This window comes from Flavobacterium fluviatile (assembly GCF_010645065.1).
Taxonomy (GTDB): Bacteria; Bacteroidota; Bacteroidia; order Flavobacteriales; family Flavobacteriaceae; genus Flavobacterium; species Flavobacterium fluviatile.
This window is the reverse complement of the sequence record NZ_JAADZW010000007.1, coordinates 1-23468: the sequence shown is the minus strand read 5'-3', so window position 1 is coordinate 23468 and position 23468 is coordinate 1. Positions and strand designations below refer to the sequence as shown.

21 protein-coding genes are annotated in these 23468 nt (G+C 34.5%); 5 read left to right on the top strand and 16 right to left on the bottom strand.

All coding sequences use genetic code 11. The features are described from left to right. The first annotated feature begins 50 nt into the window (after positions 1-50). Positions 51-998, top strand: a complete 948-nt coding sequence (locus tag GXM17_RS09420) for a bestrophin family protein (RefSeq protein ID WP_163399083.1) — start codon at positions 51-53, stop codon at positions 996-998. 84 nt (positions 999-1082) lie between these two features. Here the strand turns inward: GXM17_RS09420 and GXM17_RS09415 are convergent, their stop codons facing one another. Beyond that, positions 1083-2510, bottom strand: coding sequence for an aminotransferase-like domain-containing protein (locus GXM17_RS09415; RefSeq protein ID WP_163399082.1), 1428 nt, complete (start codon positions 2508-2510; stop codon positions 1083-1085). 99 nt (positions 2511-2609) lie between these two features. Between GXM17_RS09415 and GXM17_RS09410 the strand changes: the two genes are divergently transcribed. Beyond that, entirely contained in the window at positions 2610-3521 is a 912-nt protein-coding gene (locus tag GXM17_RS09410) for an EamA family transporter (protein WP_163399081.1), read from the top strand. Between the two features lie 97 nt (positions 3522-3618). Beyond that, on the top strand, positions 3619-4473 hold the full coding sequence (locus GXM17_RS09405) for a DMT family transporter (RefSeq protein ID WP_163399080.1): 855 nt from the start codon (positions 3619-3621) through the stop codon (positions 4471-4473). 275 nt (positions 4474-4748) lie between these two features. Here the strand turns inward: GXM17_RS09405 and GXM17_RS09400 are convergent, their stop codons facing one another. From GXM17_RS09400 to GXM17_RS09385, 4 genes are all read right to left on the bottom strand, one after another. After that, positions 4749-5660: a hypothetical protein gene (locus GXM17_RS09400; RefSeq protein ID WP_163399079.1), complete on the bottom strand. Its 912-nt coding sequence runs from the start codon at positions 5658-5660 to the stop codon at positions 4749-4751. 268 nt (positions 5661-5928) lie between these two features. Further along, positions 5929-6363, bottom strand: coding sequence for a DUF6526 family protein (locus GXM17_RS09395; RefSeq protein WP_163399078.1), 435 nt, complete (start codon positions 6361-6363; stop codon positions 5929-5931). A gap of 98 nt (positions 6364-6461) precedes the next feature. Further along, on the bottom strand, positions 6462-7049 hold the full coding sequence (locus GXM17_RS09390) for a DUF4142 domain-containing protein (protein ID WP_163399077.1): 588 nt from the start codon (positions 7047-7049) through the stop codon (positions 6462-6464). A gap of 87 nt (positions 7050-7136) precedes the next feature. Further along, the gene (locus GXM17_RS09385) at positions 7137-7628 is read right to left on the bottom strand and encodes a DNA-deoxyinosine glycosylase (RefSeq protein ID WP_163399076.1); all 492 of its coding nucleotides are present in this window, start codon (positions 7626-7628) and stop codon (positions 7137-7139) included. A gap of 172 nt (positions 7629-7800) precedes the next feature. On the opposite strand from GXM17_RS09385, the gene GXM17_RS09380 reads away from it, so the two are divergent. Then, positions 7801-8826, top strand: a complete 1026-nt coding sequence (locus tag GXM17_RS09380; RefSeq protein ID WP_163399075.1) for a helix-turn-helix domain-containing protein — start codon at positions 7801-7803, stop codon at positions 8824-8826. 584 nt (positions 8827-9410) lie between these two features. Here GXM17_RS09380 and GXM17_RS09375 read toward each other — a convergent pair. From GXM17_RS09375 to GXM17_RS09345, 7 genes are all read right to left on the bottom strand, one after another. Next, positions 9411-10667, bottom strand: a complete 1257-nt coding sequence (locus GXM17_RS09375; protein WP_163399074.1) for a cation:proton antiporter — start codon at positions 10665-10667, stop codon at positions 9411-9413. A gap of 274 nt (positions 10668-10941) precedes the next feature. After that, positions 10942-12141 carry an NAD(P)/FAD-dependent oxidoreductase gene (locus GXM17_RS09370; protein WP_163399073.1) on the bottom strand — a complete coding sequence of 400 codons (1200 nt, stop codon included), beginning with the start codon at positions 12139-12141 and terminating at the stop codon, positions 10942-10944. A 92-nt stretch (positions 12142-12233) separates the two neighbouring features. Next, the gene (locus GXM17_RS09365; RefSeq protein ID WP_163399072.1) at positions 12234-15041 is read right to left on the bottom strand and encodes an AsmA family protein; all 2808 of its coding nucleotides are present in this window, start codon (positions 15039-15041) and stop codon (positions 12234-12236) included. A 52-nt stretch (positions 15042-15093) separates the two neighbouring features. Beyond that, a complete protein-coding gene (locus tag GXM17_RS09360) occupies positions 15094-15912 on the bottom strand; it encodes an MlaD family protein (protein WP_163399071.1) in 819 nt (272 codons plus the stop codon). A 21-nt stretch (positions 15913-15933) separates the two neighbouring features. After that, positions 15934-16713, bottom strand: a complete 780-nt coding sequence (locus tag GXM17_RS09355; protein ID WP_163399070.1) for an ABC transporter ATP-binding protein — start codon at positions 16711-16713, stop codon at positions 15934-15936. A 1-nt stretch (position 16714) separates the two neighbouring features. After that, entirely contained in the window at positions 16715-17473 is a 759-nt protein-coding gene (locus tag GXM17_RS09350; RefSeq protein WP_163399069.1) for an MlaE family ABC transporter permease, read from the bottom strand. A gap of 243 nt (positions 17474-17716) precedes the next feature. Then, complete coding sequence (locus GXM17_RS09345; protein ID WP_163399068.1) at positions 17717-19990, bottom strand: glycosyltransferase; 2274 nt, start codon at positions 19988-19990, stop codon at positions 17717-17719. 351 nt (positions 19991-20341) lie between these two features. On the opposite strand from GXM17_RS09345, the gene GXM17_RS09340 reads away from it, so the two are divergent. Next, a complete protein-coding gene (locus GXM17_RS09340) occupies positions 20342-21430 on the top strand; it encodes a DNA topoisomerase IB (protein WP_163399067.1) in 1089 nt (362 codons plus the stop codon). Here GXM17_RS09340 and GXM17_RS09335 read toward each other — a convergent pair. The 4 genes from GXM17_RS09335 to GXM17_RS09320 all read right to left on the bottom strand — a co-directional run bounded on the left by GXM17_RS09335 (position 21427) and on the right by GXM17_RS09320 (position 23018). Then, complete coding sequence (locus GXM17_RS09335; protein WP_163399066.1) at positions 21427-21945, bottom strand: DinB family protein; 519 nt, start codon at positions 21943-21945, stop codon at positions 21427-21429. The two genes, GXM17_RS09340 and GXM17_RS09335, sit on opposite strands and share 4 nt — an antisense overlap. Before the next feature lie 6 nt (positions 21946-21951). After that, the gene (locus GXM17_RS09330; protein WP_163399065.1) at positions 21952-22341 is read right to left on the bottom strand and encodes a VOC family protein; all 390 of its coding nucleotides are present in this window, start codon (positions 22339-22341) and stop codon (positions 21952-21954) included. 75 nt (positions 22342-22416) lie between these two features. Next, entirely contained in the window at positions 22417-22626 is a 210-nt protein-coding gene (locus GXM17_RS09325; RefSeq protein WP_163399064.1) for a hypothetical protein, read from the bottom strand. An 11-nt stretch (positions 22627-22637) separates the two neighbouring features. Next, the gene (locus GXM17_RS09320) at positions 22638-23018 is read right to left on the bottom strand and encodes a DoxX family protein (protein ID WP_163399063.1); all 381 of its coding nucleotides are present in this window, start codon (positions 23016-23018) and stop codon (positions 22638-22640) included. Between the last annotated feature and the right edge of the window lie 450 nt (positions 23019-23468).

Sequence of the window (23468 nt, the reverse complement as noted above, 5' to 3'; positions counted from 1 at the left end):
ACTAGCGACTAAATTAATAAGAACTAAATATTAATTTAAAAACCGAAAATATGTTATTAAAGAAAAGAATACCAATGAAGTACGTTCTCGGGAAAATTAAAGTAGAAATTGTTCTCGTTTTGGCTTATACCATATTATTCGAAATATTTCATCATTATTTTATAAATCTCCCTGTAGATATTCCAATTGCGATTCCAACCATGATTGGAACTATTATTTCCTTATTATTGGCTTTTAAATCCAATCAGGCTTATGACAGATGGTGGGAAGCACGAATTGTCTGGGGAGCTGTTGTAAACGATTCAAGGACATTGATCCGCCAGATTTTGACGTTTTACAAAGACCCGGATTTTTCTGTTGAGGCAAGTGAATTCAAAGAAAATTTTGCCAAAAGACAAATCGCATGGTGCTATAGTTTAGGCCAGGCACTTCGAAAGAGGGATGCTATAAAACCCCTCAAAGGATTGGTGAATGAAGAAGAAATAAAGTATATAAAAAATCATCAAAATATACCAAATGCCATTTTAATGCTCCATGCACGTGATCTCAGAAATGCAAAAAATGAGAAGCGCATCAATATGTACCAGCAGGTGGAAATAGACAATACGCTTTCGAGATTGTGTGATGAAATGGGGAAATGTGAGCGAATTAAGAATACTATTTTTCCAACCACATACAGTATGTATATTCGATTAACATTGTGTCTGTTTATTTTATTACTGCCTTTTGGACTAACAAGTGTGTTGAGCTGGTTTGCTATTCCTTTGATTACTGCTATTGCTGCAGCATTCTTTTTAATAGAGAAAATGGCAATTCATTTGCAGGATCCTTTCGAAAACAGACCAACAGACACTCCTGTTACAACTATTGCCAATACCATCGAAAAAAATATTAAGCAGATGCTGAATGAATATCAAAGCGAATTTGATATCCTAAAAGAGTTTGATTTAGAAAACGATTCCAAAAAAGTGGACAGCAACGCTTATTTTGTATTATAAAATTAAATTAATTCTTGGTAATTGTTGGCCGGACAGTAAGTAGTTGTACTGTCCGGTTTTTTTATGATTAAACTGAAGGTACATTTATAAAGTCTGCTGGGCAGCCAGTTTGCCTAATGTTTGTATGGAAAGTCTTAATTCATGGGTCCACGGTAAACCGAAACTAAGCCGCATACAGTTTGAAAATTGGTTCTGAAAAGAAAAAATGCGCCCGGGAGCAATGCTGATATTGTGTTTCATGGCGAGATGATAAAATTCGGCAGTATCTATTTTTTTGTCGAGTTCTATCCAAAGGAAAAAACCGCCCTGAGGCTTGCTTACTTTTGTGCCTTTTGGGAAAGATTCTAAAATAGTGTTGATGTAATTATTGCAGTTGTGATTCAGAATCTGCCGAATTTTCCGAAGATGATTCTCATACCGGCCATTTTTCAGAAAATCACCCACAACTTCGTGCGTGATGGTAGGAGAGGAAATAGTATGGTATAATTTTGTCCGTAAGATTTCTTTTTTAAACTTACCCGGAACAACCCAGCCCACACGATATCCTGGGGCTAAAGTTTTAGAAACGGAGCTGCAGCACATTACAATTCCGCTTTTATCGTACGTTTTGCAGTTTGTTGGCCTGGCTGAGCCAAAATACAAATCACCGTGTATATCATCTTCAATCAACGGGATATTGTGTAATTCCATTAACCGGACAGTTTCTTCCTTATGCTCATTAGGCATCATGCTTCCTGATGGATTACTGAAATTACTCATTAATACACAGGCTTTTATTTTTTTAGTCGAAATGGCTTTCTTTAAAGCTTCCAGTTCTATTCCGGTGGTTATATTGGTTGGTAATTCCATTACATGCAAGCCCAATGATTTGGCCAGCTGCAATACGCCAAAATAAACAGGACTTTCTGTAACAATTGTATCGCCTGGTTTTGTTACGGCCATCAAACAATACGAAATAGCACTTACACAGCCGGGAGAAGTAATGATATCATCTTCATTTAGAGTACCTCCCCAGGCAAATGACCAGCGCGCAACTTCTTTTCTAAGATTGACATTACCCTGCATTTCTTCATAACTCGTTCCGCTGTTTGGCAGTTGACGCATCGCCTGAACCATTCCTTTATTCAGTTTAGCTATCGGAAGAAGTTCATTCGATGGAAAACCTAACGAAAGCATTGTAACATTTTTATCTGTCATGTTTCCGTAAACCAAATCGATTAAATCTTCACGGTCAATATTGTGAGTGGTCAGGACAGGAGAGCTGGGAGTTGGCTCAGGAGCAATTCTTGCCGAAATATTACTTACATAATATCCAGACTGGGGTCTTGATTCAATTAACGACCGGCTTTCAATTTCATAATAAGCTTTGCTTACGGTACTCATACTGTAGCCTGTTTCTGCACATACTTCCCTAATCGAAGGCAATTTGTCTCCAACACTTAAAAGTCCCGACTTTATTTGTTTTTCAATAACATCGGCAAACTGCAAATAGAGGTAGTTTGAATTTTTCATAAAAAAAAACTGTTCTGCTGCAATTTACAAAAACTGTATCTGTATTGCTGTTTTATTTTTAAGAAATTTGCTTTATCAAAATTTCAAACAAAAAATCCCATGAAAACAACAAAATATTATCTGGCGGCAGTTACAGCTTACACTACCTGGGGTTTTTTCAGCCTTGTGCTAAAACCAATACATGAATATGCTTCGCTGGATATTTTATTCTATCGTGTTTTTAGCTGCAGCATTTTAATGTTATTGATCGCTTTTGCTTTTAAAAGAAAAAAAGTACAGGAAACAATTGAAATTTTCAGGACTTTATCAGTTTCAGGTAAAAGAAAAACAATTTTATTAAACATTGGAGGAAGCCTTTTTTTAATGCTGAATTGGTTTACTTTTATTTATGTAATGAACCATGTTAGTGTAAAGGCGACTTCGCTGGCTTATTTGGTTTGTCCCATTTTAACAACTTTGCTGGCTTATTTTATTTTGCACGAAAAATTGAAAAAAACACAATGGCTCGCAGTTGGATTAAGTATTTCAGGCTGTTTGTTGTTATCCTATGCAGATATTATGGATATGTTTTTTAGCATCATTATCGGATTTACATATGCCTGTTATTTAGTAAGCCAGCGCGTGAATAAGGGATTTGATACCTTTATAGTACTTACATTTCATATTTCTTTGGCTGCTTTATTGTTAGTTCCATTTTATCCCGCATACAGCGGACCGATACCAACAGAATTTACTTTTTATTTTTGTATCGAAATGATAGCCATATTTTTTACGATTATACCATTGTTTTTGAATTTATATGCCTTAGGCGGAATCAATTCTTCAACAGTTGGGATGTTACTGAATATTAATCCCATGATTGCTTTTGGACTGGCTTGTTTTGTTTATAAAGAAAAAATTACTCCGTTGCAGATTTTGGCCTATAGCATTATTTTTATTTCTGTACTTGTCTTCAATTCACATCATATTTTTTCCAGGAAACAAAAAAGCATTGTAGCAGCTAAAAACTAAAATATGAAAATTAGAATATTGTCCGGAAGATTTATCAACTGTCCGGACTTTTCTTTTAAGAATTTTAAACCTTATTTTTGTATTTAAAAATAAGTATATGTTATTTCTGATTTTAAGTATTATTTGCAGTGTTACAGTAGGTGTAATTTTTAAAATAACCCGTCATTACAATTGCAATCCTTTACAAATAATTACTTTTAATTATGTGTTTGCAATTTTGTTTTGTTATTTCGCTTTCAGTCCTAATCTGGATGAGGTTGCGGCAGATGCTCCGTGGACTCTTTATCTGGCGATAGGTATTTTACTGCCTGTTGTTTTTCTGTTTCTGGCAGCTTCTATCAAACATATGGGAATTGTAAAAACGGATGCTGCCCAACGATTGTCACTTTTTATTCCGATACTGGCTTCCTGGTTTATTTTTAGGGAAGAATTTAACTCTTATAAAATAATCGCACTTGTGATTGGGTTTATGGCACTTTTATTCATTTTAAGAAAACCTTCCCAAAATGAACAAAACAAATGGTTATATCCGGCAGCTGTTTTACTTGGCTTTGGTATAATCGATATTCTCTTTAAACAAATCGCACTTTATAACTCGGTGCCTTACACGACTTCTTTATTTATCGTTTTTGATGTCTCATTCGCGATTTCCATATTTATCGTAATTTATGAATATGTATTGAAAAAAGTTAAAGTTGAATGTAAAAATATACTTTTCGGAGGTTTAGTTGGACTTTTCAACTTCGGAAATATATTATTTTATCTAAAAGCACACAAAGCTTTTTCTGAAAATCCCTCTACTGTTTTCGCCGGAATGAACATCGGCGTCATTATTTTGGGAAGTCTTGTTGGAGTACTTTTCTTTAAAGAGAAATTGTCTAAAATGAACTTTTTAGGTATTTTTTTAGCATTAATTGCGATTGTCTTTATTGTTTTTTCTCAAACTAAGTAAAATTTACCAGTTGTAAAGGTATGATTTACGCTATTCCGACTGGCTTTATGACCCGGGAAGTTAACTAAAACATATACTGGCTGGCAATGTATCAATAGTCTATTGAAGATGTTTTATTGTTTCTCAGGTCTTAAAATAAGTAAGAATCATTTGCATATTTTTTTTTGATTAAACGTTAAAAAAACAATAAAAACAAATTTCTCCCCATATATTAAGGCCGTACCCAAATCTTATAAAAATTTATGCCTAATCCAGAGCCTTAACAACTAAAAAAATTAATGTTTATAAAGCTTAACGTGGTTTCCAAAAGAATAAGTTGCAGATAGGGCAGGACCGTTATAACTCCATTTTAAATATCCGTTAAGTCTTTCCCGCTCAACATCTACCCTTATGTTTAATCCTGAATATCCGGCTGTTAAACTAAAGTTTTTATAAACATTGTATAAAACAGAAAGGTTGTAACTTAATATTCGGCCATCAATATTATCGACCTTAAGGGCAAAATAATTGAAATTGGCATACAGTCCCACTTTTTTTCCCAGTACAAATTCACCCCAAAGACCAATGTCTGGCAGTGGAGCAGTAAAATCAAAATTTTCTCTGTATTCAAATTCTTGTGTTTGTGCCTCAAGTTTTATACCCATATCTCCCAATAAAACGTGAGTACCTATCAGGGCTCCAATTTCATATTTAGGTTTTGATATAAAAGCATAACCATACGATATTCGAACAATCTGATTGTCTGCAAAAGCAGATATTCTTGCATTTATGGGGTAAGTATTATCTCCAAAATCAATTTCTCTTTCGAGTGTTTTTGTTGAAGTTCTTTTTAAATAAAAAAACTCAGCACCGAGCCTTGACCTTCTTGAAATTCTCCATTCAAATGCTCCCATGAATGAGGTTGAGGATTTATCGAATCCGAGATCTTTTTCGAAATCTATCAAATCTCCAAATTCACCATTGTTGCTGCCGTATTGAACTTCTGTATTATTGGAAGGAAAAAACACACCTGCAGTAAATTTAAAGCGTCTTGCGTGCCAGGGAAGATCTTCGGGAATGTCCTGATCATAGCTGGCATTGCTTTCTAATGAAACTAAGGTGTCTTTTGAAGAAGTTTCGGCAACAGTCTGTGCTTTCGAGGAGAAAAAAGAAACGAAAACTATCAACAAATAAAATAATTTTTTCATATCATTTATTTTAAGGTTTTTATTGACAAATTCTAACACTTAAAGTTAACGAAAAAATTCATTCATTATACGTTGATATTGAGATTATTATCTGAAATTCAGTATAATGTGATTTATGATAAAGTTCTGTTAATTCTGAGAGCCGTGTGAGGGATAGAAGCAAATTACCGAAGTAATGCGTATAGCCCGACACCACCCCGGTAAGAGGGCGCATAACGGCAATGTAAAGCTGCCCTTTTACCGGGGTGGTGGCACACCCAAATGAGCTTTATACCCTATTATAATCGCCTTTCCAGTATTTAATTTCTTTTTTTATGGCATCTCCGTCGAGATTTTCCTCAAGCGCCCGTTCAATTAATCCTAAAAACTCGTTATCGGGGGCAAAACGGAATGCAAATAACTGATCGTCTGTGAATTTGTGTTCTATGGATTCAAAACGGTTTCCGCTAAGTGCAAAATAACGATAACGGAGTTCCAGTTTAATAATCCTGTTTTGTAAAGTCAGGGCATAATGCTGACGAAGCATATAAGCCAGACAAAACAAGAATATAAATAGTACAGCTATGAACCCCCAAATTAATTGTTGGGTGGTGGTGAATGTGAAATAAATACTAAGAGCCAGAAAAACAATTAAGACAGGATAATAGATAAAATGATGTGGTGAATAAAATCGAATGTGATTTTGATAAGATTGCACTTTCATGACAGTTTTTGTTTTTGGTGAAACGTAAAAAAGCTATTTAAAAAAATAGCTTTTTTTCCAAAGAAATGAACAACCAATACGGTAAGGTACTGTTTTTATTATTTTTTATCCAGACTCTCTTTAAGTTGTTTTGCGTGCTGAAGATGCGCAGTCAATGCAGTTACATTGTTTGAAGCCCATGTTTTTATTTCCTGGTCAGTAGCATTTTCAGCTGCTTTATTGAATTTGTCGATTGCTTTTTCGTGTCCGTCAACCATCATATCGGCAAATTTCTTGTCAAAATCAACGCCAGTTTTTTCGTTAAGTTTATCATATTCATCCTGACCTTCTTCTGTAATCGAAGCTGGTAGTGAAAAATTACGTTTATCAGCGATGGCTTTTACTTCTGCTGCTGATTTTGTATGTTCATCAACCAGCATTTTACCAAATTTTTTAACTTCAGGATTGGTACTTTTTGTTTGGGCAAGTTTTCCAATTTCGATTTCAGCCAAATTGATTTCAGTTGCATCCACTAAAAATTCAGAATCATCTTCCTTAGAATCTATAGTGTCAAATTTCGCTTCGTTTTGATCCTCTGCAACTTCTTTTGGGTCTTCTTGTTTTGTTTCATTTTTACAGGAGTTTAAACTCAGTAAAACAATTCCTGCTCCTAAAACTACTTTGCTTACTAAAAGTATCTTTTTCATGATTTTTATGTTTTAAAATTTACGAGGATAAAATTATTTAAACATAAACAGGATATTTTACACTTTGATTTAATTATGTTATATCATTCAAACTTTTAGGAAATTTTGGATGATTTTCCACTCACTCAGCTTTGATTCTAAGGTTTTGCCTGCATTGGCGGGACTTGTTGAAGGCAAAGTGATGAGTTTATACTTATTATCTAATGAGACGTATTTTTTAAAGAAGGCAGCCGCTTTCTGTCCATTAAAAAAAATAGTTTTAATATGGGGATGTTGTTTTAAAAATTGTTCGAAGTCATTCGAAATTTCATTTTTGATGGCGCTGTCCAGACTTCCAGCCCTTTCACAAAACTGCAAAACGTCCCATAGGGCAATTCTGTTTTTGATTAAAAGATTTTTCCTCGTTTCATAGTCTCCTGAAAAATCTTCATTTAAAATTTCAAATAGAAAGCGCCAGAAATTATTTTGCGGATGACCGTAATATTGTTGCAGCTCAAGGGATTTTGTACCCGGCATTGTACCTAAAATTAAAACAGTTGCATCAGTTGAAGCGACAGGGGCAAAAGAAAAGCTTTTCATATTTAATAATTTAAAAGAATAATATAGAAGTAATTATAAAACAAATCTGAAGAATTATATAACAAATTTCATGGTCTTTTGAGCGAATTTTGAAGTTCAGATTTTATGGCAGAAACAATTTGTAACTGTTCTTAAATATAAAGATAGTTTTTAGAATTTAAATCAGAGCAAAATGAAAATAGTAACTATACACAACGATAAAATTAAAAACATATTCGAAGAACTAACCCAAAGTTTAGGAGGGAAAATAATTTTTGACTCAGATGAATATGCTTTAGAAGTCAGCAATAATTTTGCCAAAGGTACAATTGTGGGGTCTTCTTTTAGCGATGCTATATCCTGTCTGCAATTTGATATTACTTTTTCTGAAGATGTGAGAATCTGTATTGGAAATCCGGACATTTCACCGGTTTATTTTGCTTATTGTTCGAAAGGAAGCTTATCACATAGTTTTGGTATGTCTGGTGCAGAAAGAAAATTGGAAAAGTTCCAGACCACTATACTTTCGTCGAAAGATAATGACGATAATATTTTATTTTTTGAGAAGAATACCAATACCAGGGTTACCTTAATTGTGGTAGGAACTCAAAATGCTCATGCTGTGGAAAATAATTTTTTCAATCTTAAAGTAAGGGAAACTTTTTTTGAAAAGAACACTTCTGGCAATTTTTTCTATGTTGGTTCATATAACTTAAAAATAGCTGAAAAAATCGAGGAACTAACTGCCGTTACCGAAACAGGAATCGTTCGAAATCTATTAAAAGAAGGTATATTGAAAATTATACTCGCCATGGAAATCCAACAGCATTCTGATGATATGAATAATTGCCTGAAAGAATCAGGCTGCCTTACGCTGAAAGAAATGGAAGAAATCAAAAAACTTTCAGACCTTATAAAAGAAACTCCGGAAGAGCCTTTTACCATAAAATCGCTTAGCAAATTATCCGGGTTGTCACCTAATAAACTGCAGGAAGGTTTTAAAATGATCCATGACAGAACGGTAAACGATTTTATTACACATATGAGAATCTTAAAAGCAGAAATTTTGATTAAGAACTCCGATTTAAATATATCCGAAATTGTGTATTGTATCGGTTTTACCAGCAGAAGTTATTTTTCTAAAATCTTCAAGCAAAAGTTCAACTGCAGTCCGAAGGAATATAAATTCAGTCAAAATCAGTTCGCTATTACAGCATAATAAAGAACTCTGAGAGGCTAAGGCTTATTTTTATTGATTATTTAGTACTTTTTGATAACAGACTATTCATAGTCTAAAAACCTTAGTTTCTCAGTAGTTTTATCGAATTATCCAAATTTGAAAAACTATCAGTTTCAAAAATTCCACACCAAAGGATTCGTGCGAAAGCGGGAAAAGGATTACGCGGGGAATCGGGCGTGGCAGGCTGTACCTTTAAACCTTGCTACAATATTTTTCATATTCAGAAATTTTATCTTTTAATCTCAGTTCCAGATATTCATTTCCGCCTTTTAAATAATCTAGAATTTGTTTTGCCTGCACCTTATAATTATCGATTTTATCTGAATCCCAATGATTTGGTGGCTGTTGTAAATTTGTTATTCGGTCTGCAAGCTTTACTGCCCAAACTTCTTTTGGCTCTTGCTTAATTCGGAATAAGCAATCGGGTATTTTTTCTTCTTTTGGTATATCTGGATTTTTGAATTAACATTCAATTTACTAAATGCCAGCTCTTGCGTAAATGCAGTGTTAGTAGCCTTTTTTTTCCAAATTAATCAGTTTAGTTGAAAAATTAATTTCCTAATTCATTGATTTGGTCGGCATTTATTATCGCTAATGTCCAGTTTCTTTTGCACCAATCGGGAGGTTGAGCCATGAATCAGAACGGAGAGACCAATAATACAGATTGTCACCTGGATTAATTTTGGTGTATCCTCAAAAGTGGCTTCTCCAAGTGCATAAACCAAATAGAAGATAGACCCAATTCCCCTAATTCCGTAGAATGACAGTACTATTTTTTCGTATGTCGATAAATTAGTTCGATTTAAGGCGATCCATCCGCCGAGTGGTCTAATGACAAAAATTACAACTAGCGATGTTACAACAATAAATGGATTCATTAAATCTTCAAAATTTGCACATATATAGATTCCAATAATTATGAAGATGAAGGTTACAAAAATTCTTTCGATTTCTTCAGTAAAGTCGTGAAGACTGTCCATTTGCTTGGCTTGACTTTCGCTGTTACTAAACGTACAAGCTGCAACAAAAACTGCAATAAATCCGTAAGCGCTTGCCATTTCTGTGATAGCGTAAGGTAAAAGGGTGAGTGAGAATGATAAAATTCCTCTGCTGATATTTGAGTGGTGATTTTTTGAAGTAAGTTTAAATATAAGTTTGTAAAGAAGCCAGCCTATTAAAAATCCTATTATTATACCAACGATAATTTTATATAAAACCTCGATATAGAACCATTCAACGACCCATGAGCTTAAATCCGAACTTTTCGTAGCCATATAGATTGCTAAATATGTGAAAGGAAAGGCCAGGCCGTCATTTAAGCCGGCTTCCGATGTCAGGCTAAGCCGAATTTTTGAAAGATCCCTTTTACTGGGCGGCGAAGTTTGAAGATCAGTTGCAAGTACCGGATCTGTAGGAGAAATGAGAGCCCCAAAGAGAATTGCTGTCGCAGGGGCAAAGTTGAGGAACCAATATCCTGTAAGCGCTACAGCAATAATTGTAATTGGCATGGTGATTCCGAGTAAAAGTATTGTATACTTCCAGGTTCGCCAAGAAAAGGGCTTGCTGATTTTTAGGCCGGCATTAACTAAAGCAATGATAACGACGAATTCCGATATACGTTTTATGATTTCTGTATGTTGCAAAACATCAGGATTAGTGTAGTCTTTTCCTGTTAAATATATGAGTATCCCAATCAACAAGTAAATAATGGGTGGCGATAAATGTTTGTTTTGAAAGATATTGGGGATTAGAGCTGCGAGTAAAGTAATTATTCCCGCAATTAGAATATATTGATTGTAGATATCAGGAGAGATTAGCATCACGATTTATTTATCTATATTATGGTAAAAGATAAGTCTTAAAAACTCATCCTAATTGTTATTTTTCAATTGATAATATTCGGGGTATTAATCGGTATAGAAAATGGCTAATTCATTTATATAAGAAAAAATTCACCCCTTCTGTTAAAAATGGGATGTTATATGCAGATTACTACGTATTATCTTCTAAAAGATATTTATTTTTTTCTTACAAATAATCCAAACATTTTGATTATCCAGATATACAGTAATGAAGATTTAAACGAATATAAATTTACCTTCCAAACCGGTAATAGTCTAAATCCTGATTTTCTTTGTCATTAATAGAATCCATAATCGAATTCATTGCCATAGCGCTAAAAGTAATTCCGTTGCCACCGAAACCCAAAACGTAATGTTCATTTATATCGGGATTTGGTTTCCCAAAGTAAGGCAGACCGTCTTTGGTTTCACCAAACGTACCAGCCCAGGAATAATCTGTTTTAAAATTGAGTTTTGGGAATTTCTTTCCAAATTTATACAAAAGAGACTGCTCTTTTCTGGGCAGCATTTTATCCCGTTTTACAGGATCTTTAAAATCTTCATCACCTCCGCCCATAATAATTCGGTTATCAGCTGTGGTTCTAAAATATAAATAAGGTTTAGAGGTATCCCATAAAATAACTTTCTTCAGGGCATCGGGTAAATCAGGAATGCTTTCTGAAATAATAACATAAGTGCTTTTGAGGTTGACAACTTTCTCTTTAAGGGTTTCGGTACTTTCATATCCGCTGCAATGTATAATGTGATCTGCAGTGATTTTGTGTTTGTTTTGGGTACGGGCAATCATTTTTCCTTTTTGATTTTCGGTAGAAACAATATTCGTACGGTCAAAAATTTGCATTCCCTTTTTTTCACAATGGGCGTATAAATCATGTGCAAGCCTATAAGGATCCATCACGGCAGCCGTTTTAGATTCCATGGCTGCTATAGCATTTAATCCATATTTCTCCAAATCCCATCTTTCCAGCCAGTTTACATCAAAGCCATGTTCTTTGCGGGCATTAAATTCATTTTTTAAAAACGGAATATCCTTTTTAAAGGAGCAGAAATAAATACTTTTTTTAAATTCAAACTGGCATTCGCTTTTTACATCGTCAATGATTTTTCTGAGGTCAAAAATGGCTTTTTTTCCATTTCTATAGCTATCAACAGCACATTCTGTACCTCTTAAATTGATGAGTTCATGCAAAGGAACATCAATTTCATATTGCAGAAGGGCAGTGCTCGCTGCAGTACTTCCGTTACCAATATCACGGCGGTCAGCCAGTACTACTTTTTTTCCTTCATTAATAAGCTGATAAGCAACGAGAGCTCCGGTGATCCCGCCTCCAATGATTAAAATTTCGGTGTCAATATCAGAATCTAATGATGGGTAACTAATCTCCATTGCATGTTTTAGGGGCCAGAAACTTTCTGTTGAGCGTAATTTCATGTTTTTTAGTGTTTTGGCAACGATTTTTATGTACTTTTTTATATAAATAGTTTCATTCTGAAAAAATGAAACTTTTTTAAAATTGCATTTATTTAATTAGTTGTCTTAACTTTTTCCTTCCGGATTACCTTATTGCTTCTTTCGTTATAAACGGCATCCTGAATTTCTTTTCCTGTTTTGCTGAATATTTTTATTTTTGGATCTTCATGAGTACCGGTAATGGTAATTGGAAAACCCACAATTCCAAATGGGGGAAGTCCTAACCGCATTCTTAAATCCAGCAGCCCGCTAAAACTGGTAGTCCCTTTTATGGTTGGTTTAAAAACGGCTACATTAAAAGTAAAAGGTTCAATGCGAATCAGGTTATTATCAATCCCAGATTTGATTTCAATGCCTTCCAGCTCAGGATTATTCAGCCCATCCTGACCTGTTTTGGAGCTTATTCCGTCAAATAATTTTAGTCCTTTGATTTTTACATCGCGCAAATTCAGTGTTCCGCCTCCTTCAAAAGATTCGTAAATCGGGCTCATATTGCCGTCCAGATCACCTTTTATTTTGTAATCTACAGAGATAATTCCGTGTGCTTTTTCGGCTGCAGTCACCATGTCGTGAAACATTGGGATTTCTTTATAAGCTCTTTGAACGCTGAAATCTTTTGCACGAAAGTGGGCATCAAAACGGGCAGAAGTAGGAGATTCATCCGTATATGACGCATCAACCACCAGCGCACAATCAATAATAGTAAACACGGCATTTTGCAAATAAAAATTGCCTTTAGAAATCCCTGTTTTACCTTTAAGCTCATTAAAAACAAGACCGTTGTATTCGACTTTGTCAGCATTTGCATTAAGGCTAACATCTAAATTTTTAGGTATAATAACGACACCGCTCATTTTTGGATTATCTTCCCTGGCATATTCCACTTCTATTTTGCGGTCAGTATTTTCACCTTTTTCTAAAGCCATAAATTCATCTACATTGATGAGTTTGGATTTCAGATTGAAATTACCGCTTAAGGTTCCGCGGGATTCAAGGAAATAATTGATTGTATTGAGCAGATAGCCATTAATATTAAAATCAGATTTTCCATAAGATGCGTAAAATTTCTCGAACCACATTTTTTCATTCTGAAACCTGAAGTTTCCCTGTTTAATAAAAAACGCTTTCGGAAAAAGCTCTGATGTTGCCTTGATATTTTTTAAAACGATTGTCCCTTTATTATTCAGTTTGTCATATTGTCCTGTTGTCGCATAACTTTGTTTTCCCTGAAGAGAAAGGTCTGCTTTGGCATATCCGGAAATATCCATTCCTTTTTGTGAGAATACTTTATAAATATTTCCCACATTCAGTTCTCCTTTTATTTTGGCATTATAAGCCAGATCATTAAAATCGGATAGAGCCGCATTTACATACACCGGATTGCCTTCAAATACAAAAGAAGCAGGGGCAACTGCTATAATTAAATCTTTGTAGGTACCGGCTTTATTGAGAGCATTGGCTACAAACGTAATATCTGTAATTGGGTTAGGATAAGAATCTGTTTTAAGCCAGCCGTTTCGTAATGAAATTCCGCCGATGGTTTTTGGAAATAATTTTTTTGAAGTACTAAATGTTCCCTTTGCCTGAATATTGGTTTTTAAAAGTCCTTTCAGTTCTATAGTACTTAAGCCTATTGCAGCATCAACAGTTGCCAGGTCTAATGCACCTTTTACGCTTGCATCAACATTCATTTCATTAAAGCCCCTGCTTCTGAAATAAGCCGTAAAATAATCTTTTTCGCCCACCTTAAATTTGAAAGTTTTCAAATTCACTAAAAGCTTTTCCATATCAAGTGATGGCATAATCGCATTCAGGTTCATTTGAAAATCCGTTAACGGGGCAGGAGCATTCTGATAATCTATAGCGCCTTCATTGACTTTTAAGTTAAAAGCCAAGTCCGGTTTTTGGTTTTTGGAAACGTTATAATTGCCTTTAAAAGTAAAAATTAAATCGCTTTTACCCGAAATTTCAGTTTCTTCAAGCCATGTTAAATATTCGGGAGGCATTACAGATAATAGATCTTTTACTGTGGTATTCTCTGATGCGGCTTTGATATTGATTTTGTATCCGTCTCTTAAAATGGTAAATAAACCTGTGAATTTTAAAGGCAGTTTATTGATTTTTAATTCATTTTTCTGAAGGATGAATGAAAGTGCATTTGTATTGATTCGCGTGATTAAATCGGCACGCAGTTCTTTTTTTCGAAGATAAGCAGTTCTGTTATAATAAAAATCGACATTATCAATTTTTGCATCGGTATTCAGGTCGAAAATATCTTCGCTTAAATTTCCTTTTCCAACATAATTGAAGCCTTTTGCATCCACCATAATTTTAGCAGACCGGTCATTATATTTAATGTGGCAGTCTTCAAAATCAATTCGTTCCAGACGAATTGCAGTTCCTTCTTCAGGCGCATTTTTATCCTTTTTTACATCTTTCGGTGCAATATAAATATTATAATTAGCTTCTCCTTTTTGATTGACCATTACATTTATATCTGCTTTTGAGACATACAATTCATTGATTTTTACTTCATTGTCAAATATGAGTCTTTTAATATTGATACCAAAAGAAACCTGTTCTGCTTTTAATAACGTGTCATTTTTAAAAGGCGCAGAACCTGTAAGCGATAGGTTGTCAAGTGATACTGTGAGCGAAGGAAAATGTGTAAAGAAGGAAAAACGGGAGTTAGAGAATTCCATTTTACTGTCTAATCTTTCATTGGCAATTTTTTTGACTTCAGATGCAACAGTTCCCGGGAAAAGCAGCGGAATCAAAAAAAGTAACAGCAAAATACCTGCTATTACTATTCCTGAAATTTTTGCTGTTTTTAAGGCTATATTTTTATATTTACTTTGCATATAAATAGCTTTAGTTTTCCCCTCAGAATGAATTTCTTAATGATGTGTATTACTATTTTTTTTCTTTTTTAGCCTCTTCAGCCTTTTTTGCAGCCTCTTCGGCTTTCTTTTTATCAGCTTTTGCTTTTTCCTCTCTTTCTTTTTCTAATTTTTCCTGCTGTTCTTCTTTTTTCTCTTTAGCTTCTTCTAGTTTTTCTTCTTTCTGTTTTTCCTTTTTCTTGAAATAGCCTCTTAATAAAAAATTGCTTTTTGCAGCTTCCATATTTTCACTGAAACCTTTAGTTCCTTTTTCCAGATTCTCAATTGTATTATCCATTGATTCTGCCATTCCAGGATCGCGAATTAATTTTGACAGAGCTCCGTTTCCATTATTCATACTATGGCTGAAAATGGCAAGTTCTTCTGAAATGACACTTACATTATCCATACTTTTTTTGACAGTTTTCATGATGTCACTCATTTCAATACCGCTAATCGAGGCAATTTGGCCATTATTTTCAATTATTGTCTGCGACTTTACGCCCGGAGTTATGGTAAGCACTTTGTCACCCATTAAGCCATCAGATCCGATACTCGCCCTTGCATCCGTTTTAATAAATTCCCGGACATCATCTTTAATAACCATTCCTACCACCACAGTAGAATCGTTAACAAGTTGAATTTCATCAATAGTACCAATGTTAATTCCGGAAAAACGTACATTGTTGCCTATTTCTAAACCACTCACTGTTTTAAAACTTGAAGTAATTCGAAATGTAGAGCCAAAAAGGTTTTGCTGTTTTCCAATAAAATATACTGCCAGTATAAAAAGCAGTAAACCAATTGTTACAAACATTCCTAATTTCCAGGTGTATCCAGATTGCTTCTTCATGATCTTTGTTTTTGATTTATTTTATTCAAAGAATGAGCGTACCCATTCGTCTTCACTTTTTTCTAATTCTTCGTAAGTTCCTTCGGCCTGTATTGTGCCTTCTTTTAAAACGATAATACGGTCTGCGGTTAATTTTGCACAAGCCATATCATGTGTAATAATAATGGCAGTGGTTTTTTGCTTATGTTTGATATCCAGTATCAGTTCGCTGATTTCTCTTGATGTAATCGTATCTAATCCGGTAGTTGGCTCGTCATACAGGATAATTTCAGGTTTTAAAATCAGAGTACGCGCCAGACCTATTCTTTTGCGCATTCCGCCTGATAATTCTGATGGCATTTTATCAATTGCATCGGTCAGACCTACATTGTCCAGGGCTTCCATGACTTCTCTCTCGATTTCATCAGCACTTAAATCCCGTTTGTGTTTTCTGAGGGTAAAAGCCAGGTTTTCCCTTACCGACATTGAGTCATATAAAGCACCGCTTTGAAACAAAAATCCAATTCGGACTCTCATTTCATTGAGTTCCTTTTTTTTAAGCTCCAGTACATTTTCATCAAAGACATTTATTTCGCCTTTATCAGGAGTTATAAGCCCCACAATGCATTTTATAGTTACCGATTTTCCGGAGCCTGAGCGTCCTAAAATCACTAAGTCCTCGCCTTTGTTTACAGTAAAATTCACTCCTTTTAAAACATGGTTGTTCTTACCGAAAGTTTTATGTAAATCTTTGATTTCGATTATCGGAGTTTTTTTACCGGCATCGGTTATAGGTTCTGTATTTTCTTTTTCCTTAATCATCTTAAAAAAATAAATCGGTTATCTGAACGGCCAGCATATCAATAATGAAAATTGAAAGAGAAGCTGTTACAACTGCAGAATTCGCGGCTTTACCAACACTTTCTGTGCCATTGGAAGCATTAAATCCTTTATAACATCCAATCATTCCAATAAAAAATCCAAAGAAAAAAGTCTTTATCGTGGCCGGAATCAAATCCAGAAATTCCAATGACTGGAATATCTTTGTGATGTATCTGTAAAAACTCACGTCGCCATGTATATTAATACCTGCATAACCACCCAAAATCCCAATAGCATCAGCAAAAAAAACAAGGATGGGAACCATTAAAGTGGTAGCAAGGATTCGGGTGACAACCAAATAATTATAAGGGTTTATAGCCGAAACTTCCATGGCGTCAATTTGTTCGGTCACTTTCATAGAACCTAACTCGGCTCCAATTCCTGAGGATACTTTTCCGGCACATATCAGAGCAGTAATTACCGGAGCAATCTCACGAATCAAAGAGAGGGCAACCATCCCCGGCAGCCAGGATTCGGCTCCAAATTTTACCAAAGTTGGTCTTGACTGCAAAGTAAGTACAAGACCCATAATAAAACCTGTTATGGCTACCAATGGCAACGATTTATAACCAATAACATAACATTGTTTCAGGAATTGTCTGGTTTCGTACGGCGGAACAAAAAGCTCTTTAAAAAACCGGACAGCAAACACAGTTGCATTTCCTACATCTTCGAATGTATTTTTTAAGGTGAGAATCAAAATGTATAGTTTTAGAGTTATGTCTGAAAATCAGTTTTTTAACAGTTTGTGCTGCTTTTTTAATTATTCATGAAAGTTACTTCTATAGTTGTTAAAATTCTTTACACAACTTTTTCGCAACCTTATATAATTTTCATTCTGTTATACTAATTATAATAAAATGACGTTAAGGGAAGGGTTTAAGTAAAAAAAATCCCTTCTGTTCAACAAAAGGGATCTTTGATTTTAAATATATAAGCACTTTTAAGAATTAATAATTAAATCTGCTTTGGTTTTTATGAGGTCGATAACCTTGCATTCAGCCTCTTTAAAGTTTTCCATGATTAATCTCGCTGTCAGATAGCAAACAGTTGATTCTGCGCCCTGATTGAGGTTTACATTTTCTTTTTCAAGCCCATCGTAACCCCCTCCGCTGACAGGATTATACATAATTTGATTTAAATGGTTTTTACCAAGGAACCAGTTAAAAGCCGTTTTCATATGTTCTTTATATAACGGATTGTTGAACGCGTTATAAAAACCATTTAGTGTCTGGATGATGTATGAAACGTCAATTGGCTGTTCTCCATATTCTTTAGGTTCTGCACCTTTATGATACCAGCCATTATTTGAAATAACTTTAAAGCCATTTTTCGTAAACATTTTTGACAGAAGGAAATCAAGGGATTCCATTGCTATTTTTTTATAAATAGGTTTGTTGGTTACCAAATAGGCATACAGCATAGATTCCGGAAGAATACCATTTCCATACGTTAAATAATTTTCAAACCATTTCCAGTCCTTAGTTGCATGAATTTCGTAATTCGAAACCAGTTTAGCATTTAGTTTGTTGATAATTGCAGAAACATATAAGTTTGGAATTACAGAATTATACAGATACAATCCTTTTGTTGCAAATCCGATGGAGCGAGGGGACTGAATCGTTTCAGCCCATGGCAGGCTTTTCAGAAAACATTCTGAAGCAGTATGTACCATGTTTTCAGGTAAAATATCTTTCATTGCAATTACACTTCCTAAAGCCCAGATGCCCCTTGCATTTGAATCCTCCAGATTAACCTCTGCATTTTGCTCAACATGTTCCCTGTTGTGCTCGTCAACGTAATTAATGAAGCTTCCATCCGGTTTTTGGCAACGATGGATAAAATCAAGATATATAAGCATATAGGGCAGATCATCTTTGTCTCTGGTTAGTTTGTAATGCATACCTATAGCAACCAATGCTCTGGCATTATCGTCCAGAGTATAACCTGAAGATAAATCCGGAATAGAGATGTTGCTAAATTGAATCATTCCTAATTCGGTTGTCAGTTTTTTAACGTGTGCCAATTGAATTTCAGGATAATCAAAGTCAATTACAGTATCGTTTTCAATTAAATCCATGTATCTGTTCATGTGAATGATAGCCACGTTTTCCCAGGTAGATGCTCTCATTTTACGGAAAGCATTTTTACCCATTTCCGCTCTTAAATTATCATCAGAAAGCAATTTGAGTGTAGCTTCAGCAAACTGATCAGCGTTTCCTATATCTACCAAAACCCCACAATCTGAACTTAGAACTTCTAAAGTATGAGGGATTTTTGAAGCTACCAGCGGACATGCACAGCTCATTGCATAGGCAAAAGTGCCGCTCACAGCCTGATTTGGATCTTTTGATGTAAACAAATAAATATCAGTTGCTTTAAGATAATCCAAAAGTTCATTTGTATCTAAATATTGATTGATGAAGCGAACGTTGTTATGTAAATTTAATTCGTCAACAAGCGCTTCTAGTCTGTCGCGATAAAAATCAATACCATCCACAATTAAATTTGGGTGCGTTCTGCCAATAATGAGATAAAGAACGTCTGGCTCTTTTTCTACAATTTTAGACAAAGCCTGTAGTCCGGTTTCAATGTTTTTTCCTTCACCTAAAAGTCCGAAAGTAGAAAGTACTTTTCTGCCTTCGATATTGAATTTCTTTTTAGCCTGTTCAGGAGTTTCATAAATCACAACGTGTGTTCCATGTGGCACGCAGGTAATATTTTCTTTCTGGATGTCATAATCTCTTTCCAGGATTTCCTGTGACTGATTAGTCATTACAAAAACAGAATTACTGTAACTTAAAAGTAATTTTACAAAAGTTTTTAATTCTTTATTCGGATTTTGAATTACACTATGAAAAGTAAAAGTTACCGGTTTTTTTATCGCATTTAAAAATTCTAATAAATAGTCTCCGTAGTCTCCCGCAAATAAACCAAATTCATGCTGAATGTGTACCAGTTTCACCAAATCATCATTATTGATTTCTTCGGCAACTCTCACATAATCTTCTTTATCATTTGTATTTAATGTAAAAGCCTGCGTTGGATTTTCTTTGGGAGATTTTACCAGTTCACAAATTTCACAGCTGATTGAATTTCCATATACATCCATAATCCCTTTGATGGTATCTTGTGTATAAGTGGCAATACCACATTGAGTTGGCGGATAAGTTGACATGAAAATAATTTTCGATTTAATAGTTTGTAGCGTTTTCATTGGGATCATTTTATTTCGTTTAATAAATCATTCGTTTCAGATAAAGTAAGGAATTCAAAAACTGTTTTTGTAACCAATTTCTTTACTTACTTTATTTTAGCATAAAATTATTTCAGAGGCAAGCCTATGTTTAATCCAATCGGCTAAAAAATTAACTCTAATGATTACAGGTGGGAATTATGTAAAATACTCTGGTTGACAGAAAGTGTTTTAAAGTTAAAAAAAAAATCAATAGGATTAATACTATGATTTTAATTTTGGGATATTTATGTTTAGTTTAAAAAACTGTAAATCAAGATATTGATTTTTAAGTATGCCTAAAAAATAAGACCTATTTATTATAGAAATAATATGAATACAACTAAAAAGTCACAGGAGAAATTGATGACACTTTTAATCACTAAACCTGAAAAGGCCATAGAAAAACTTGATCTGGTTTATGTAAGTGATAAGTCGATGCCCATTCAACGATATAAAGAGGGAGATAGTTTTGTGTATAAAAAAAACGGAAGGTATATTAAACAGAAGAGTGAATTAAAACGCATTCACAGTCTGGTACTTCCTCCTGCATGGGAAAATGTCCGAATTTCGGATTTATCCAATGGTCATCTTCAGGCAGTGGGATTAGATCAGAAAAACAGAAAGCAATATCGCTACCATCCAAAATGGAATTTAATCCGCAATCAGACTAAATTTTATAAAATAGCCGATTTTGGAAGAATGCTTCCTTTAATAAGAAAGCATGTTGATGCTGATTTGGATAAAAAAGAATGGACAAAAGAAAAAGTGGTAGCACTGGTAATCCGTTTGATGGAAGAGACCCACATCAGGATAGGAAATGAAAAATATGCGAAAGACAATAAATCATACGGGCTTTCTACTTTGCGCAAAAGGCACATTAATATTAACAGGAATGCAATAAAATTTGAGTTTACCGGAAAAAAGGGGATACAGCATACGATTACAATCCGAAATAAAAAGCTCATTAAATTAGTAAGCAAATGCGAAGAAATTCCGGGCTGGGAGGTCTTTAAATATTACGATGAAAATGGTGAAAAGAGAATTCTGGACAGCCACATGGTCAACGTTTATCTTCATGAAATCTCAGGCGAATATTTTAGCGCCAAGGACTTCAGGACCTGGTCAGCATGTGTGATTTTCTTCGAAGCCTTAATGGAATTAGGTATTGCTGAAGATGATAAAGAAATCAAGAAAAATATTTTAACCGCTTTTGATGTTACCGCAGAAGCTTTAGGAAATACACGAAACGTTTGTAAAAATTATTATGTGCATCCTTTATTGATTTCTACGTACGAAGACGGAACTATCAAAGAATATTTTGAGAAGCTGAAAAAAAGCCGTAGTAACAGACAATATTTCTCTCGTACAGAAACAGTTTTTTTGGAAATGATACAGCATTACCAGCCTTTGTCTGTTTAAACTGCGTTGTTGTTTTTTAGCGCAGAGGAGATATTTTTTAGCTGAAATGTATGTCTTTGGGTATGAAAAACCGCAAAGTTAAGCAGCTCATAAATTGTTAGATTTCCTACACCGGGTATTTCAAAGTCCATACAGGTAAGTGTTAAATCATAATTTTCGGCTATGTTTAGCATTTCATTCCTGATCGTTTCAAGTTTGGATAAAAGATCAGCTTTGTTGTATGCTGCAGTTTCCGGATATATAAAATCAGGAGAATCATATTTGACGTCCAGATTAAGAAATATTTCTTTGAGTGAAGCAATCTTTGCATCAGCTGGCTGATCTAACTTTTTGGTATTTGAATCACAAACTTCAGGAAAGCCGGATGTTGATTTTATAACATGCCGTATAACCTGACCTGGTGTCCAGCTACCTTCAAAAGGGATACGATTAATTTCTTCTTGTGTAAATAAAGAAATCGTTTCGTTTAATTTTTCAAAAGTTGTGGTAATTTCTTCTTTTATTTCCGCTTTCATAAATTTTTAATTTAAGTGGTGATTATTTACAGATGTGATCCACCAGACATTCCCAAAAGGATCGGTTACACCGCAGGTTCTTCCGTAATCCTGATTGCTTAATCCCATTAAAGAAACTGCGCCGTTTGCTATTGCTTTTTGATACGTTTCATCTGCATTAGAAACATATACAAATAGGTTTGCAGTTTGTTTTGCCCAGTCGTCAGTTTCATCCGTTACCATTATTGTGCTGCCATTCAGGGTAATTTCGGCATGCATGACAGTTCCGTCTTCCCGAAGGGATCTTGTATTGGTTTCAGCAGCGCCAAAAACATTTTTTGTAAAATCGATAAATTTTGAGGCGCCCTGCAAAATCAAATAAGGCATAATGGTCTGATGTGCTGCCGGTATGTTCATTTTGTTCTGTTTTAAAGTTGAATCTTAAAATTACAATTTTTATTTTATTTATTTGTTAATCAGTAAATTGTGATTTTATAAAAGCACTTCGCAATGAAAACCATGCGAATTCAGAAGTTCTATTATTTTGTGATTCGAAATCTCAGAGGAATGAACCCGAAGAATTTTATCGCAGTCTTCTAAATCAAAATTGATGACGCTGTTTGGGAAATGTTCAAGAAGCCTCCCCACAATCATTTCTGACTGCGCTGCTTCCTGAACATTTGTTTTAAAAACTTCTATCATCGCAATTTGATTTATATAGAACTGTTTTTATAACGTTCTATTTTATGGTGATAGATATAAGAAGTCATTAAAATTGCCAGAATGATTAAAGGAAAAAATCCCTGAAAATCAACTCCATCAACTGCAAAATGACTTATGGATGCAAATATGAAATCGAAAGCAAAACCCGCATACGCCCATTCCTTAATACGATTGGGTACTTGTGGAATCACTAATGCCAATACCCCCAGTATTTTGAAAACGACTAATGCATTCCCGAAATATTCAGGATATCCTAAATGTCTGATTCCTTCTTTTGCCAGTTCAGTCTGCGAAGTCAGTGCCGGCATAACACCTTCAAACACGAAAATAAGAATGGTTGTGGTCCAGAAAATAATTTTTGCTTTTTTCATTGGTTTGTTTTAAAAATAGTTATTAGTTAATTATCTGATACAAATTTATTATTGTTATTATTTAATGAAACAGGTATTTCTGACTATTTTAGGGGCATTTAAGACATATTGATAGTTTTTTGATTCCAGATTAAAAGAAAAGGATTACAGAATAAAGAATAAAGAGAACAGATCTGCTTAAATCTGTAGAAGCTGCGTGAAATTTTTGACAACGTAATCGCAATCTTTTCGAGTAATGAGAAATTTCCACATGCAGCTCCGCAATAACAGCTAGTCTGTATCGGCTTCTCCCAAAGATACTTCCTTCGCGAGGATGACAAAAAATGAGAATAATTTTGCAGAATAGTACAATAATGGTCTCATGAAAACAACTGCCCTAGGTACTATCTTTAGTTCCTAATTTATTTTACTATTTTTTTTATATTTGTATGACCGAGAGGAAACTTCTTG